Source organism: Oribacterium sinus (assembly GCF_014202695.1).
Lineage (GTDB): Bacteria > Bacillota > Clostridia > Lachnospirales > Lachnospiraceae > Oribacterium > Oribacterium sinus.
In genome coordinates, this window is record NZ_JACHHH010000001.1 from 35301 (window position 1) to 51920 (window position 16620).

12 protein-coding genes are annotated in these 16620 nt (G+C 45.7%); all 12 read left to right on the forward strand.

What is annotated here, in order from left to right; genetic code table 11:
- Nucleotides 1-178: 178 nt before the first annotated feature.
- The 12 genes from HNQ46_RS00125 to tyrS all read left to right on the forward strand — a co-directional run bounded on the left by HNQ46_RS00125 (nucleotide 179) and on the right by tyrS (nucleotide 16506).
- Nucleotides 179-1102 (forward strand): nucleotidyltransferase family protein, encoded by a 924-nt coding sequence (locus HNQ46_RS00125; protein WP_183681365.1) that lies wholly within the window; start codon nucleotides 179-181, stop codon nucleotides 1100-1102.
- A 111-nt stretch (nucleotides 1103-1213) separates the two neighbouring features.
- The gene (locus tag HNQ46_RS00130) at nucleotides 1214-2680 is read left to right on the forward strand and encodes a DUF5711 family protein (RefSeq protein ID WP_183681368.1); all 1467 of its coding nucleotides are present in this window, start codon (nucleotides 1214-1216) and stop codon (nucleotides 2678-2680) included.
- Between the two features lie 75 nt (nucleotides 2681-2755).
- Nucleotides 2756-3709 carry an ROK family glucokinase gene (locus HNQ46_RS00135; RefSeq protein WP_007156694.1) on the forward strand — a complete coding sequence of 318 codons (954 nt, stop codon included), beginning with the start codon at nucleotides 2756-2758 and terminating at the stop codon, nucleotides 3707-3709.
- A 99-nt stretch (nucleotides 3710-3808) separates the two neighbouring features.
- Entirely contained in the window at nucleotides 3809-6172 is a 2364-nt protein-coding gene (locus HNQ46_RS00140; RefSeq protein ID WP_183681371.1) for an endonuclease MutS2, read from the forward strand.
- Between the two features lie 158 nt (nucleotides 6173-6330).
- Complete coding sequence (locus HNQ46_RS00145; protein ID WP_007156692.1) at nucleotides 6331-7065, forward strand: response regulator transcription factor; 735 nt, start codon at nucleotides 6331-6333, stop codon at nucleotides 7063-7065.
- Nucleotides 7066-7186: 121 nt separating this feature from the next.
- Nucleotides 7187-8596 (forward strand): sensor histidine kinase, encoded by a 1410-nt coding sequence (locus tag HNQ46_RS00150; protein WP_183681374.1) that lies wholly within the window; start codon nucleotides 7187-7189, stop codon nucleotides 8594-8596.
- 27 nt (nucleotides 8597-8623) lie between these two features.
- Nucleotides 8624-9850 carry a S1C family serine protease gene (locus HNQ46_RS00155; RefSeq protein ID WP_183681377.1) on the forward strand — a complete coding sequence of 409 codons (1227 nt, stop codon included), beginning with the start codon at nucleotides 8624-8626 and terminating at the stop codon, nucleotides 9848-9850.
- Between the two features lie 12 nt (nucleotides 9851-9862).
- Nucleotides 9863-10846, forward strand: coding sequence for a 3'-5' exoribonuclease YhaM family protein (locus HNQ46_RS00160; protein WP_183681380.1), 984 nt, complete (start codon nucleotides 9863-9865; stop codon nucleotides 10844-10846).
- 163 nt (nucleotides 10847-11009) lie between these two features.
- A complete protein-coding gene (gene hemZ / locus HNQ46_RS00165; protein ID WP_183681383.1) occupies nucleotides 11010-12683 on the forward strand; it encodes a coproporphyrinogen dehydrogenase HemZ in 1674 nt (557 codons plus the stop codon).
- 265 nt (nucleotides 12684-12948) lie between these two features.
- A complete protein-coding gene (locus HNQ46_RS00170) occupies nucleotides 12949-13893 on the forward strand; it encodes an L-lactate dehydrogenase (RefSeq protein WP_007156686.1) in 945 nt (314 codons plus the stop codon).
- Between the two features lie 159 nt (nucleotides 13894-14052).
- Nucleotides 14053-15096, forward strand: a complete 1044-nt coding sequence (locus tag HNQ46_RS00175; RefSeq protein ID WP_183681386.1) for a 3-deoxy-7-phosphoheptulonate synthase — start codon at nucleotides 14053-14055, stop codon at nucleotides 15094-15096.
- Nucleotides 15097-15285: 189 nt separating this feature from the next.
- A complete protein-coding gene (tyrS, locus tag HNQ46_RS00180; protein WP_007156684.1) occupies nucleotides 15286-16506 on the forward strand; it encodes a tyrosine--tRNA ligase in 1221 nt (406 codons plus the stop codon).
- Nucleotides 16507-16620: the final 114 nt, after the last annotated feature.

The window sequence follows — 16620 nt, forward strand, 5'->3', positions numbered from 1 at the left end:
CCCAATTCCAGACCCACACTGCGTCAGAGCATGCTTTCTTCATTGCTTACAGAATTCCGTTAGAAAGACTGGACGAAACGGCATTTTTCCCTTATCTTTAAAGGATAGGAAAAGAGATAGCAAAAGGATAGTCAGTACATTCCTTTTTTATACGATATCCACCCGAAGGGAGAGACTTATGGGAAAGAAAACAACGTTGGTAATCATGGCTGCGGGATTGGGCTCCCGTTATGGTGCGGGCATTAAGCAGTTGGCAAAAATTGGTCCCCATGGAGAGATTATCATGGATTATTCCGTGCATGATGCCCTGGAAGCAGGCTTTGAAAAGCTGGTTTTTGTGATTCGAAAGGATATTGAGGCGGACTTCCGGGAAATAATTGGGAAGAGAATCGAAAAGATTGCGGATGTAGATTATGTTTTTCAGGAAATCACGGCACTGCCTGAAGGATTTTCTGTGCCGGAGGGGCGCACAAAGCCCTGGGGAACAGCCCATGCATTAATGCAGTGCAGAAAGCAGGTACAGGGACCCTTTGGAGTGATTAACGCGGATGATTTCTACGGAAAAGAGGGCTTTCGTCTAATCAATGATTTCTTACAGGCAGACAGAGCGGATTCCGGTATGATGGAAATGTGCATGGCAGGCTATCATTTGGTAAATACCCTTTCCAAGTACGGTTCTGTAAATCGTGGAATTTGTCAGGTGAGTGCAGAAGGCTATCTTCAGTCCATTTCCGAAACCTACAATATTGAACGCAAGGAAGACGGCATTTTACGAGGAGAAAATCAACAGAAGAAAGTTGTGGAGCTGCAGGAGGATGCCATTGCTTCCATGAATATGTTTGGACTTCCGGAGCATTTTCTGGATGTACTGATTGAAAAATTCCCTTCTTGGTTGGAGAAATACGGCAAGGAAGCCAAGTCTGAGTATCTGTTGCCCAGAGAGGTAGATTGCCTGATGAAGGAAGGAAAGGCCAGAGTAAAGGTTTTAGAGGATCATGACCGTTGGTTCGGTGTGACCTATCAGGAAGACCGTGCATTGGCGGAAGAAGCTTTACGGGAATGTATTGCAAAGGGCTTATATCCGGAACAATTATATCGCTAAGGGAGTATATTCGGAGCAGTTGTATCGCAAAAAGGATACGTCCCCAAGTTATATTGCTAAAGGAATGTATCCGGAGCAGTGATACCGTTAAGTTAAGATAGGGAGTAGGCTTTGGCGGATCGGGAAAGAGAATCAAGAAAAAGGAAATTAAAGCAAAGGGTCATCATCGGAAGTAAGGCGGAAGAAGGTCTTTTAGAAGAACGACAGGACGAAGAGAGAAAGGCAGAAGACAATCCGTTTTCTTTAACGGCGAAAAACTTTTGGCTTCCTTTTTTGTTGATTCTTTTCTTTCTTTTTGCGGTAGGCTTTTTCTTTTATGGAAGAAGACGTTTTGGACAAAAAGAACTTCTATGGAAGGACAGTCTGGAAGAAAGTAAGGGCGTAGAGGAGGAATACAGCTATTTTCCTTACCGGGATGGCGTAATCAAACTCAGTAAGGACGGGGCGAAGTATGTTTCTTCCCAAGGAAAAGTGCTTTGGGATCAGGCCTTTGAAATGGGACGAGCTTTGGTTTCGGTTTCCGGAGACTATGCGGTAATCGGTGAGCAGGGCGGTACCAGGCTGTATATTTTTTCTGCCCAGGGACTTAGCGGGCAGGGGGAAGCGCCCAGTACCATAGAAAAATTACGGATTTCCGAAAAAGGTGTGGTTTATGCGCTTTTGTCGGAGGATCAGGGAACCTATATCACGGTATTTTCCAAGGAAGGCAAAAATCTGGACATCGGCATCAAGTCGGTGATGTCGGGGGACGGTTATCCCATGGATTTGTCCGTATCTCCGGATGGGACGGAGCTCTGTGTAGCATTTGCCCATTTGGAACAGACCACTGTGAAATCCAGAGTGGTTTACTATAATTTTTCTTCCTTAGGGAAAAATGCCGGTGCTGACCGAGTGGTAGGGGGCTTTACCGATGATTTTTCCGGCGGCATTGTGGGAAGAGTACAGTTTTTTACTGATGAGGAATCCTTTGCGGCGTATGATGGGGGATTGGCTTTCTTCTCCACGAAAGTCAGAACCAGTCCGGAGTTGAAGAAAAAGGTAGAAATTCCGGAAACGATTCGGATGATTTCCTATGATAAAAATTACCTTGCAGTCCTTACGGATCAAAGGGGCGAGCCTCAGGAGGATGCGGGAAAGTCCGGAGGCAAAGAGGGTACAAAGGGCGGCAATACTAAAGAACCGAAGACAAAGAAACAAAGTCCTGTAGCAAGTGGAAGTACTCTTACAGAAAGCAAAGAGAATGTCGGTAAAGAAAAGCAAAAGACGAAAAGTTCTTCCGGAAGGAAAAAGGAAAAGCAGGAAAAACCCTATAGACTTTTGATTTTCCGAAAGACCGGAGAGAAAATTTTGGATAAACCCATAGACTTTATGGGCAACAACATGGAATTAAGTCAGGACAAGGTGATTCTCTATCAAGAGAAATATTTTAAAGTTTATGATTTTCAAGGCAGACTGCGTTATAATGGGGAGACCGAAGAAGGTTTGCAATACATTCGTTCTTTGTCAAAAATTCAGTTCGGAGGAACGGATTTATTCTTGGCATATCGAAACAGGGAAGAGGCTATTCGGGTAAAATAGAAAAAGCTTCAGCCATGTGCTTTTAGAAGCATTCAGAAGAGTAAGCTGTGTAGCCGACTACAGAGGAGGGATAAGATGAATCAATATTGCGTAGGCATTGATGTAGGGGGAACTTCCGTAAAATGCGGTATCTTTACCTATAACGGCGTACTGTTGGACAAATGGGAGGTGCTCACCAGAAAGGCGGAGCAGGGAAAGTATATTCTTCCGGATGTGGCTGAGGAGCTAAAGAAGCATTTGGCGGAAAAGACCATTGCCTATGAGGATGTAGCAGGAATCGGGATCGGTGTACCGGGACCTGTAGAGCCGGACGGACATGTGCCTGTTGCGGTAAATCTAGGCTGGAAGGACATTTACCCGGCAAAAATTATGAGAGAGCTGATGGGCGGAAAGATTCCCTGTGCAGTAGGAAATGATGCCAATGTGGCGGCCCTTGGAGAGCTTTGGCAGGGAGGAGGAAGAGGTTTCTCCGATATGCTGATGGTAACTTTGGGAACCGGCGTAGGTGGCGGTTTGATTCTGCATGGCAAAATTGTTACCGGCGCTCATGGTGCAGGAGCGGAAATCGGACACATCCATGTGCGGGATGTGGAGGGAGAACGTTGTGCCTGCGGCGGCATGGGTTGTCTGGAGCAGGTGGCTTCCGCTACCGGAATAGTGAAGGAGGCAGAGCGTTTTCTTCGGATGTTCAGAGATCCTTCTTCTCTTCGTATCTATGGAAAAGCCCTTACCGCAAAGATTGTTTGTGAAGCGGCTAAAGAGGGAGACATTCTGGCCAGCACAAGTTTAGAATGCAGTATGCGTTATCTGGGAATTGTTTTGGCACAGGTTTCCATGATTGCGGATCCGGAGGTTTTCGTTATCGGTGGGGGCGTTTCTCGAGCAGGAGACTTCCTCTTACAGATTATTAAGAAGCATTACGAGGAGCACACACCGATTTTAAACAAAAAGGCGGAGCTGATGCTGGCTAAGCTTGGAAATGATGCAGGAATTTACGGTTGTGCAAAGCTGATGCTGGATAAGGAATAGTTTTCTCTATAAATAGGTATAAAATAGAAATGCTTTGAATGGATATCGTCTAGCGGAAGTAAATCCGGACAAGTTCGTCCAAGAGTAGAAAGGGATAGAATGAACCAAAAGGTCTTAAAGACATTGGAGTTTTACAAAATCATAGACCGATTAGTGGAGGAGGCAGACTCTTCTTTGGGTAAGGAGAAGTTGAAGGCCTTGGAGCCTTCTTCTTCCTTTTTAGAGGTGGAGCAGAGTCTTTCGGAAACAGAGGCGGCACAAGACCGCATTCGTTTAGGAGGAGGAATTTCCTTTCGGGGAATCAAAGAAGTCCGCCCCTATTTTTCCCGTTTAGCCTTATCCACAGCCCTTTCCATTCCGGAGCTATATGATATTATCCTGATTTTAGAAAAGACCAAAAAAGCAAAGGATCAGGGAGAAGAGAGGGAAGATGCTTTACAGGAGTATTTTCAGGCTTTAGCCCCCTTGGATGATATTCGAAGAGAGCTGCAACGTTGTATTCTTTCCGAAGAGGAGCTGGCAGATGATGCCAGTCCGGAGCTTTCCCAGCTGCGCAGGAAGGAAAAGGGCTTAGAGGAAAAAATCAACCAGGAATTAAATCGAATTTTACAGCATAACCGTTCTATGTTGCAGGACCCGGTGATAACCCTTCGAAACGGGAGGCATGTGTTCCCTGTTAAGGCGGAGTATAAGAATGCTTTCCGGGGAATTGTTCATGATGAAAGTAGCTCAGGAGCTACTCTTTTTATGGAGCCCTTCTCCATTGTTCAGCTGGAAAATGATATGCGGGAACTTTTGTCTTTAGAGAAAAAGGAAGTGGAGAAGATTCTTTTACAGCTCTCCCTTTCTTTAGCGCCCTTTACCGAGGAACTGGGGGAAAATGTAAAGATTTTAAGTCATTTGGACTTTGTTTTTGCCAAGGCAAAACTTGCCAATAAGATGGACGGGGTAAAGCCCATCTTGAATCAGGAACGAAAGACGGTGCTTTTGGATGCCCGCCACCCTCTGATTCCCAAAGACAAAGTGGTGCCCATCAGCATTCGCCTGGGAGATGACTTCAGTCTTTTGGTGATTACCGGACCCAATACCGGTGGTAAGACGGTTTGCTTAAAGACTTTAGGATTGTTCCAACTGATGGGGCAGGCGGGACTCTTTATTCCGGCTTTCCAGGGCTCCAGCATTACGGTGTATCGGGAGATTTATGCAGATATCGGGGATGAGCAAAGCATTGAGCAAAGTCTCTCCACCTTCTCCTCCCACATGACCAATACGGTGCGGATTTTACAGGGGGCAAGGGAAGACTGCCTCTGCCTTTTTGATGAGCTTGGGGCGGGAACAGATCCTACAGAGGGAGCGGCTTTGGCATTGGCTATTCTGGACCACCTTTTCCAAAAGGGAATTCGAACCCTGGCCACCACCCACTATGCGGAGGTAAAGCTTTACGCCTTGTCTACTGAGGGAGTGGAAAATGCCGCCTGCGCCTTTGATGTGGAAAGTCTCAGGCCTAGCTATCATCTCTTGATTGGTGTACCCGGAAAGTCCAATGCCTTTGCCATTGCGGAGAAGCTTGGTCTTCGAAAGGACATCATTGCTTCTGCGAAGAATCGCATGGGAGAGGAAGACCTGCATTTTGAAGATGTGATTGCGGATTTGGAAAATACCAAACGCCTTGCCCAGAGGGAAAAGGAAGAAATCGAGCGCTATAAGGCAGAGGTGGAGAGCCTAAAGCAGCGTGCCAGAGAATCCACCAAAGGCATCGAAAAAGGAAGAGAGAAAATCCTGCAAAGAGCCAGAGAAGAGGCTGCTCAGATTTTACGGGAGGCGAAGGAAACCGCTGACCAGGTGGTAAAGGAACTACGTCGGCAGGAGGCAGGAAAGAGCAGTGCCTTAGAGGGAGAAAAGACCAGAACCAAGCTTCACCAAAAGATGCGGGAAAATGACGAGGCTCTGTCCTCCACCATGGTAAAGGGACCCTCGCAAACCATTTCCTTAAAGAAATTGGCCATCGGAGACAAGGTAAGGGTTTTAAGCATGCATGATATGGTGGCAACGGTTACCACTCTTCCGGATAAAAATGGAATGTTCACCGTTACTGCCGGTATGCTTCGCACCAAGGTTTCCGCCAAGGATGTGGAATTTATCCAGCATAAGGAAAAGGAAAAGCCGGAAAAGAATCAGGGAAAAGTCGCCTCCATCGGAAGAGGAAAGGTGCTGGGAATCTCTCCGGAAATTAACTTAATCGGAAAAATGACGGCGGATGCGTTGCCGGAGTTAAATAAATATTTGGATGATGCCTTTTTGGCCAGACTGCCTCAGGTACGAATCGTTCATGGAAGAGGTACCGGAGCCCTTCGAAAGATGGTGCAGGAATGCTTGAAAAAGAATAAGCATATCGAATCTTTCCGTTTAGGAGAGTATGGGGAAGGCTCTGACGGTGTCAGCATTGCATTCTTTAAGAAATAAAAAGCCGGTGAAAGAATGAAGAGTCTATGCAGCTTAAGCTCTGTATAGACTACAAAGATGAGCCGATGAACACTCGTGTACTGCATAGATTGAAGCGAAGACTCGCTTCGATGATTTTTAGAGCAATGAAAGTTGGAAAACAATAGAAAGGAGGAAGCATGGCGGAAAAACAAAAAATCTTGATTGTAGATGATGACAGCTCCATTGCAGAGCTGGTTTCCCTATATTTGGAAAAGGAGTGCTACGATACCCGAATCTGTGAAGACGGGGAAGAAGCCTTAAAAAGTCTGGAAAAGGAGCCGGTGGCACTTATTATTTTGGACCTGATGCTTCCGGGAATTGATGGCTACGAGGTTTGCAGAAGGATACGTACAAGCTCCAATGTGCCCATTATCATGCTTTCCGCAAAGGGAGAGACCTTTGATAAGGTGCTGGGCTTAGAGCTTGGAGCGGACGACTATATGCTAAAGCCCTTTGATACCAAGGAGCTGGTAGCCAGAGTGAAGGCGGTTTTGCGAAGAAGCCAGCATGTCTTTTCGCCACCTTTGGAGGAAGATAAGGAAAAGGAAGGGGGAGAAGACCTTTTACGAAAGGGCAAATATATCGCCTACGAAGACTTGGTAATCAACCTAAGCAATTATGCGGTGCATTATAAAGGAAAGGCTATTGATATGCCCCCAAAAGAACTGGAGCTTTTGTATTTCTTGGCCAGCTCCCCCAACCAGGTTTTTACCAGAGAGCAGCTTTTGGATCATATTTGGGGCTATGAGTTTGCCGGGGATTCCCGGACGGTGGATGTGCATATCAAGAGACTTCGGGAGAAGCTTCCCCAGGTGGAAGAGTGGGAGATTTCCACGGTTTGGGGCATAGGGTACAAGTTCAGATTAGGATAAAGACCGTAAAACATAGCTTAGACAGGGATGGATATTACAGGAATCGTAGGGTAAGCTTAGGCCGGGATGGATATTACAGGAATAAGTTTAGGTCGGATAGATAGAATAAGCAGGAGGGAATTTGGGAAAACGATTATTTATCAAATTTATCATCACCTACCTGCTGTTTTTTCTCTTTGGCTTTCTTTTCCTTTATTTTTACGGAGAAAAGGCTATCGGGCAGAATCTATACCAAAGAGAGGGACAGGAGCTTTATAGTGAGGCTACCAGGCTTGCCAACTTCTATTCCAAAGAGGAAAACGGAGCCCTTTCTCTAGATAGACTCAGTAAGGAGATGGAAGGTAACATTCATAGAAGTAACGTGGAATGGACCTTGGTGGATAAGGACGGGAAAATTCTACAGCATAAGGGGAAGGACAATCTGAGCGGAAAGATTGTGAGTGATTTTGATCCTACGGAAAACGGTGGAAAAATTGCTTTCCGAGGCAATCTTCACGGTTTACTGCCTGAGGAGCATATCTTGGCCCAGGCTCCCATTCAGAGAAATTACCAAAATCTTGCCTACCTGATTTTACATAAATCCGTAGCGGGAATAGAGCAGGAAAAAGCAATGCTGTTCAGCATTTTCTATAGAGGCTTTCTGGCTGTAGCAGTACTGTCTCTTTCCATTTTTTTCGTTTTTTACTTCTGGGTATATCGACCGCTGGGAAAAATTACGGCAGGGGCGGTACACTATGCGGCAGGAGAATATTTGTATCGGATTTCCGTCGGTGGAGGGGATGAAATGTCCTACCTTGCGGATACTCTGAATTTCATGGCGGAGGAAATCCAAAAATCCGATGACTACCAAAGGCAGTTTATCGCCAATGTTTCCCATGATTTTCGCTCCCCACTAACCTCCATAAAGGGCTATTTGGAGGCTATGTTGGATGGAACTATCCCCAAGGAGGCGGAGGAAAAATATTTGCTTCGGCTGATTTCCGAGACGGAGCGCCTGAGTAAACTGACCCAGTCCATGCTGAGCTTAAACAAGCTGGATCAGGGAAGCTCTTTAAACCGAAGTAATTTTGATCTAAACCGGATGATTCGAGAAGTTTGTGCCAGCTTTGAAATGCAGTGTCAGAAGAAAAAGTTGGGATTTTCTCTGGTGTTTGCAGAGAAAAAACAGATGGTCAATGGGGATTATCCTAAGATTCAACAGGTCTTTTACAATCTTTTGGACAATGCGGTAAAATTCTCCAAGGAGGATTCGGAGATTCAGATTCGGACGGAGCAAAAAGGCACGAAGGTGCTGGTGGGCATTAAGGATCAGGGCATCGGAATTCCCAAGAAGGATTTGGGGAAGATTTGGGAGCGTTTTTATAAGACGGACATTTCCAGAGGAAAGGATAAAGCCGGTACCGGCTTGGGACTGGCCATTGTAAAAAGTATTATCACGGCCCACGGGGAAAACATTGACTGTGTTTCCACGGAAGGAGTGGGTACGGAATTCAGCTTTTCACTTCCCGCAATGGAACGGGTAGAAGAGTAAGATAGCAGGGCTTTAGAGGAACGCAAGATGGAAGAACATTTTATTCGAGAGAAAATCGTAGGTCCTAAGGGAAAATGGAAAAAAAGGCTGAAGAAGGCGGTACTGATTCTGCTTTCCGGCGGACTTTTTGGTATAGCGGCAGCCTTTTCCTTCTTTTTTCTGGGAAAACGCCTTTCCCAAGGGGAAGCTGAGCAAGCAAAGGAAAGTATTGCCCTGGTGGAAGAAAGTACGGAAGCGGCATCGGAAAGCACGGCGGAAACCGAAGCGATTGAAGATGTAGTACAGTCAGAGTTGCAAAAGTTTGATTTCTCCGTATCCAGCTATGACAGCCTGATGTCCAATGCCAAAACGCTGATTTCCGAAGGTGAAAAATCCTTGGTAGAGGTCAGTATTCATACTCCCGGAGAAGATTCTCTCAGTGAAGCAAACCAGCATTGTACCGGGGTGATTTTAAAAAAGACCAAAGAAGAGGCGGTGATTCTCTTTTTGGAAGAGGCCAAGGCAGGGGCAGGCTACGAGGTCACCTTTAACCGGGAAAAAAAGCTTCCCGCCACTCTTCGGGGGAAAAGCGGCAGGGATCGATGGGTGGTTCTTACCGTAGAACTTTCTTCCCTAACGGATAAGGAGTGGGAGAAAATTCAGGAAATGCCTAGAGGGAATTCCAGACTTCTGCAAAAGGGAGATACGGTACTGCTTTTAGGCTCCCCCTTGGGACAGGCCTATTCCTCAGCTTTAAGCACCATCGGTGTTTTGTCCTATGACAAGGCTTCGGAGGACAGGGTTGGGGAAGAAATCAAGATGCAGTTCTCCGGAGAAGAAAACAGCACAGCCTTTGTTTTAAACACAAAGGGGGAATGGGTAGGCTTCTACACGGAGGCAGAGGATAGAAAAGCAGGAAGACAGATTATCGGAATATCTGATGCTTTAGAAAGTCTGGAACGACTCAGTAATGGAGGAATTCTTCCCTATTTCGGCGTAAAGATTCAAAACAGTTCCAAGACCATGAAGGAGCTGGGAATTCCGGAAGGGGTTTATGTCACGGAGGTGGTGGAAGACAGTCCCGCCTACTCTGTTGGAATTCTCCCCGGGGATATTATCATAAAATTGAACGGAAAGAGCGTTGACACCGGCAAGGCTTTTCAGGATACTTTGCAGGAACAGGCGGAAGGAGCGGTTGTTCCCGTGGAACTTCTCCGTTATAATGGAAAAGAGTATGTAGAGTTAGTGCTTTCTTGCCCTATACAGGCAAGGTAGGAAGGAAAAAATATGGAACGAGTTCCTAACCCCAATCGCTTTATTGAGAATTTCCGAGATGGGCTTCGGGTGAATAATGTGTATCTTGTGAAAACCAAGAATGCAGCGGTGACAAAAAACGGAAAGGAATACTTGAATGTCTGCCTGCAAGACAGAACCGGCACCATTGATGCCAAGGTATGGGAACCCAATTCTCCGGGGATATCGGACTTTTCTCCCATGGACTATGTGTACGTGGAGGGAAATGTCAGCATTTACAACGGGGTAAATCAGCTAAGTATTCAGCGCCTGTCGGTGGCTTCCGAGGGAACTTATGCAGCGGAGGATTTTTTACCGGTCAGTAAGCATGACCGGGAAGAAATGGGGAAGGAACTTTTTGCTCTGATTAAGACCGTACAGAACCCTTATTTACAGAAGCTGTTACAGAAGCTTTTTGTGGAGGATAAGGAATTTTACAAATGCTTTTCCTTCCATTCCGCTGCAAAATCCGTGCATCACGGCTATGTGGGGGGACTTTTGGAGCATACCCTGTCTGTTGCCAAGCTTTGCGATTTTTACGCAAGACACTATGGGGATATCAATAGAGACATTTTGTTAAGCGCGGCTCTTTGCCATGATATCGGAAAAACCAAGGAGCTTACTCCCTTTCCGAAAAATGATTATTCCGACGAGGGACAGCTTTTAGGTCACATCTTGATCGGCTACACCATGCTTTCGGAAAAGATGCAGGAGATTCCCGACTTTCCGGAGAATGTGAAGACAGAGTTTTTACACTGCATCCTGTCCCATCATGGGGAATTGGAATACGGTTCTCCCAAGAAGCCGGCTACCATGGAGGCTTTACTCCTTTCCTTCGCGGACAATACAGATGCCAAGCTGGAAACCATGCGGGAATTTATCGAGCAGGGAGAGAAGTCCGGAAAGGCCAAGGAAGCCAACGGTTGGGTGGGCTTTAACAAGCTTTTGGACAGTAATATAAAGAAGACTTTCAATTAAAAATTCTGTAGGGTGAATTCTGTAGGCTGAATTTTGTAGGTTGAATTCTGTAGAGTGAATCCTATAGAGTAAATTCTATAGAGCAAATTCTATAGTGTATATTCATTAAGAGTTTTCAGAGATTTCTCAGTTAGAATTTATATAGTATGTAGAAGAGGATTTTGTGATTCAATTATTTTTAGGAGATAAGGTTCTGCCCTTTGAAGCAGACATCCGAGAGCTTTGTAAGGCATTTTACCCCGGGGAGGATTTCCAGATTCATAGCAGTCAGGGGATTCGCCTGATGGAAACTACCCAGGAGGAGAAGAATGCCTTTAAGCGGGCGAAGGAAGTGGGACAGCCCACAGAGGTAAATAAAAAGAGCTTAAAGCATAAGCCGGAAGAAAAGAAAAATCGCATTTTAACAGAGGAGGGGATTTTGGACCCTTCTCTGTTCCTCTTTTCTTTGGAAATTACCGGAGAAGAGCTTAGCTTTACCGGAGATAGGGGAAAGGATAAGTCCATTTTAAAGGCTTATCTTTATGATATTTTGGAAAAACAAAGCGGAAGAAGCCTGCCCTGGGGAGACTTAACCGGCATTCGTCCGGTAGGACTTTGCCGGAAAATGCGGGAAGAAAAGGGACAGAGTCCCGAAATTTTGTTCCCTGCTCTAAAAGAAGAATATCGTTTGGAGGGAGAGAAGGCGGAGCTTTTATATAAAATCTCCCTACAGGAGGAGGGTATTTTACAAAGGGCGGAAAAGGCTTATGGAAAAAGTATTTCCGAAGGCTACAGTCTTTATATCAATATTCCCTTTTGTCCTACCCGTTGTGCCTACTGCTCCTTCCTTTCCATGCCTATGGGAAGCTTTTCCGAAAGGATGCCGAAATACCTGTCTCTTTTAGAGAAGGAAATGCTTTTTGTGCTGCGGGAGATGGGAGAGAAAAGAGGAAAGCAGCTGCAAAGCATTTATATCGGCGGTGGAACGCCTACAGCCTTAAGGGAAAAGGATCTGGAAATCCTGCTTTCCTTAGTGGATAAACATTGTTTTTCCAAGGGAAAGGGCGCTATAGAATATACGGTGGAGGCAGGCAGACCGGACTCCATTAATCGGGAAAAGCTAAAGCTTCTACAGGATTTCTCTGTGGACAGAATTTCCATTAACCCCCAAAGCTTCCATCAGGAAAGTTTAGACATTATCGGAAGAAAACATTCCGTGGAAGAGGTGAAGGAAAAATATTCTCTGGCAAGAGAGCTGGGCTTTGACAACATTAACATGGACTTAATCTTGGGCTTGCCGGGAGAGCATTTGCAGCAGGTGGAGGAAAGCCTTTCCGAAATCCTGCGCCTGGCTCCGGATAGCCTGACGGTACATTCCTTGGCGGTGAAGCGGGCCGCCAGACTAAAGGCGGAGGAAAATCATTTTCGGGAAATCTATCAGGCCGGTGGAGCTTCTGAAAACTTTTTGCTGGAAAGAGAGTTTTCCATTCCCTATCTGCCTTCCTTAAAGAAGCGACAAGAGAGAAGAGAAATCGAGTGGATGATGCTTTGCAGTATGGATACGGCGGAGAAATTGGATTTACAGCCCTACTATCTTTATCGCCAGAAAAATATGGCGGGAAATCTGGAAAATATCGGTTTTGCCAAGGAAGGGAAGGAGTGCCTTTACAACATTTTTATGATGGAAGAAAAGCACAGTGTTTTAGGAATCGGGGCAGGGGCTTCCAGTAAGATTCTCTTTCCAAAAGGTAGAATCGAAAGAACGGACAACGGAAAGGATATGCATTCTTATCTGGAGCGTTTTCCGGAGTATTTAGAGAAGAAACGGAGACTTTTGGAAGAGGAGGAACTTCGGTAAAAGGGGCTGTAAAAAAATCAAAACAGTTTTCTAAGCAATATTGCCGAAAATCTATTTCTTATTTTGATTTTTACAGCCCCTTTTATGGGAAAAGATTAGTAAAGACTAGTGATTCGGAGTAAAGAAACTTTGAATATGGTCGAAATAGTAAGGGAAAGTATGTATAAAATTCAATAATTCCTAGAAAACAACTATGAGTTAGTTTATACTACTCTTGTCCAAAGCTTTTAAGGAGTGGGGGAAGAATTCCCGGAAAGGATGCAAAATGAATATTCAAGAGAGAAAAGTAGGGGTTATCGGTTGCGGATTCGTAGGAGCAAGCTCTGCCTTTGCCTTAATGCAAAGCGGACTGTTTTCCGAAATGGTTTTAAACGATGCGGATCGAGCGAAGGCGGAGGGAGAAGCACTGGATATCAGCCACGGACTTCCCTTTGCAAAGCCTATGAAGATTTATGCCGGAGATTATGATGATTTAATGGATTGCTCCATCCTTGTGATTACGGCAGGAGCAGGCCAGAAGCCGGGGGAAACCCGTTTGGATCTGGTGAAGAAGAATGTAGGAATTTTTAAGAGTATTATTCCGGAGATTGCCAAGAGAAATTATGAAGGAATCCTTCTGATTGTAGCCAATCCTGTGGATATTTTAACCTATGCGGCGGTAAAGCTTAGTGGCTTCCCGGAGAATCGGGTATTCGGCTCCGGAACCGTATTGGACACCGCAAGACTGAAATATCTTCTGGGAGAGCACCTTTCCATTGATAACCGATCCGTGCATGCCTTCATTATCGGAGAGCATGGAGACAGCGAGATTGCCGCATGGAGCAGTGCCAATGTATCCGGTATTCCTTTGAACGATTTCTGTGAACTTCGGGGGCATATCGAGCATGATGAGTCCATGAGACGCATTGCGGAAAATGTAAAAAACAGCGCCTACGAAATTATTGAAAAGAAGAAGGCTACCTACTACGGTATTGCTATGTCCGTTCGCAGAATCTGTGAAGCCATTATTCGAGATGAGAAATCCATCCTGCCGGTTTCCAGCATGCAGCACGGAGAATACGGCATTCATGATGTGTCTCTTTCTGTTCCTGCCATTGTGGGTAGAGGGGGCGTGGAAAGGGTAGTATCCATTGAATTAAGCCCGGAGGAGAAAGAAGCATTACAGGCTTCTGCGGATACCTTAAAGAAAGTTATCGGGGATGCCCTGTAAAAAGTCTTGCCTGAATCGGAGATTTTAAGGAGAGTGCCCTGTAAAGAGATAGTTATTCCATTTGCTATAGCCTAAAGAGGATGCCTACGACCGGTATCCTCTTTTCTTGCACTTTTTTTCATCTTCCTTTATACTTTAGCAGAAAAGGAAGGAGAAAGTATGGGATTAGAATTCATTCATAAGTTACCCTCTGCATCGGAGGTAAAGGAACAGTATCCGTTGTCTTCCGAGCTGATTGCTCAGAAAGCGAAAAGAGATGAGGAGATTAAGGCGATTTTCACAGGAGAAAGTCACAAGTTTTTGCTGGTGATCGGGCCCTGTTCCGCAGACCATGAGGATCCTGTACTGGAGTATTGCCACAAGCTTAAAGAAATTGCTAAAGAGGTGGAGGACAAGATTTTAATTGTTCCCCGTATCTATACCAATAAACCGAGAACCACAGGAGAAGGCTACAAGGGTATGCTCCATCAGCCGGATCCGGAAAAGCGTGCCAATCTGATTGAAGGGATTTTTGCCATTCGAAAGCTCCACATGCGAGTTTTGGAGGAAACAGGCTTCAGTACCGCAGATGAGATGCTTTATCCGGATAACCTGTCCTACCTGTCCGATATGCTGTCCTACATTGCGGTGGGAGCCCGTTCCGTAGAAAACCAGCAGCACCGTTTGGTGGCTTCCGGGGTGGATGTTCCCTGCGGCATGAAGAATCCCACCTCAGGAGACTTAGGGGTAATGTTAAACTCCATCTATGCAGGACAGCATGGCCATGAATTCATTTTCCGGGAATGGGAAGTAAAGTCCTCCGGAAATCCTTATACCCACGCCATTATGCGAGGCTTACAGAATAAGCACGGGGAGATGGTGCAGAACTACCACTATGAAGACTTAAAGCTTTTACATTCTCTTTATGAGGAGCGGAATCTGGTGAACCCTGCGGCGGTAGTGGATACCAATCATTGTAATTCCGGAAAGAAGCATAGAGAGCAGCTTCGTATTGCCCAGGAAATCATGCATTCCCGGAAGTATTCCCAGGAGCTGGCCAACTTTGTGAAGGGTCTGATGGTGGAGTCCTATCTGATTGAGGGCGCTTGTAAGGTGGAGGAACATATCTTCGGAAAGTCCATTACCGACCCCTGTATCGGCTGGGAGGATACGGTTCGTTTGATTTCCAATGTCTACGAGTACGAGCAGCAGACCAAATATTAATACAGCAGGGCAAGAGCAGTTTGATTTTTGAGGGAATGAAAGCAAGGGAGATACCCACACTATTGCCGGGATACTCCTTAAGAAGGAGATACTCCGCGCCGTGAGAGAGATGTAAAATCAGGCAGGATTTTTCTTTTGAAAGAAAGACAGATCCTGCTCAGTCAATGATGAGAAAAGGAAGGAAGCAGTATGGGAGTTTACGAAGAATTACAAGAGAGAGGATTGATTGCCCAGGTTACAAATGAAGAAGAAATCCGAAAAATGGTTAATGAAGGAAAGGCAATCTTTTATATTGGCTTCGACCCCACTGCGGATTCTCTTCATGTAGGGCACTTTATGGCGCTGTGCCTGATGAAGCGTTTGCAGGCAGCAGGCAATAAGCCTATCGCCTTGGTTGGAGGCGGAACCGGTATGATCGGAGATCCTTCCGGTCGTTCCGATATGCGGCAAATGATGACCACCGAAATGATTGACCATAACTGTGCCTGCTTTAAGAAGCAGATGAGCCGTTTCATTGACTTCTCCGAGGGGAAGGCATTAATGGTAAACAATGCGGACTGGCTTAGAGATATGAACTTTATGGAGTTCTTGCGAGAGGTAGGTCCTCATTTTTCCGTAAATGAAATGCTGAGAGCCAGATGCTATGTGAACCGTCTTTCTCAGGGACTTTCCTTCTTTGAGTTTTCTTATATGCTGATGCAGGGCTATGATTTCTATCGTCTTTACGAGGACTACGGCTGTAACATGGAGTTCGGCGGAGATGACCAGTGGTCCAATATGCTGGCAGGAACAGAGCTGATTCGTAAGAAGCTGGGAAAGGATGCCCATGCCATGACCATCACCCTGCTTACCAATAAGGAAGGAAAGAAGATGGGAAAGACCGCCAGCGGTGCGGTTTGGCTGGATGCGGCTAAGACCAGTCCCTACGACTTCTACCAGTATTGGAGAAATGTGGATGATGCGGATGTAGGAAAATGTCTTCGTCTCCTGACCTTCATTCCTATGGAAGAAATCAAGAAGATGGATGCCTGGGAAGGGGCAGAGTTGAATAAAGCTAAGGAAATACTGGCTTACCATTTGACAGAGCTGGTACATGGTGCGGAGGAAGCTAAGAAGGCGGAGGAAGCAGCCAAGTCCTTGTTTGCAGGAGGCGGAAATTCTGCAAACACCCCGAAGTGTGTGCTTAAGAAGGCAGAGTATCCTGAGGGAATCGACATTTTGAACCTTTTAGTTGTGAGCGGTTTGGCACCATCCAAGGGAGAAGCCAGAAGAAATGTGCAGCAGGGCGGCGTAAGCTTTGCCGGAGAGAAGATTACGGATATCGGAAGACAGCTATCCCTTTCCGAACTGGAGAATGAACCATTGCTCCAGAAGGGAAAGAAGAGCTTTATGAAGATTGTATTGGAGTAAAAGTAAATATAAAAAATAGAATAAAATGAAAAAAGATGAGGGACAGGGTTCCCTCATCTTTTTTAAGAGTCTTATGGTTGGTGTGGTCTTTAGGGATACATAGGAGTTTTTTTA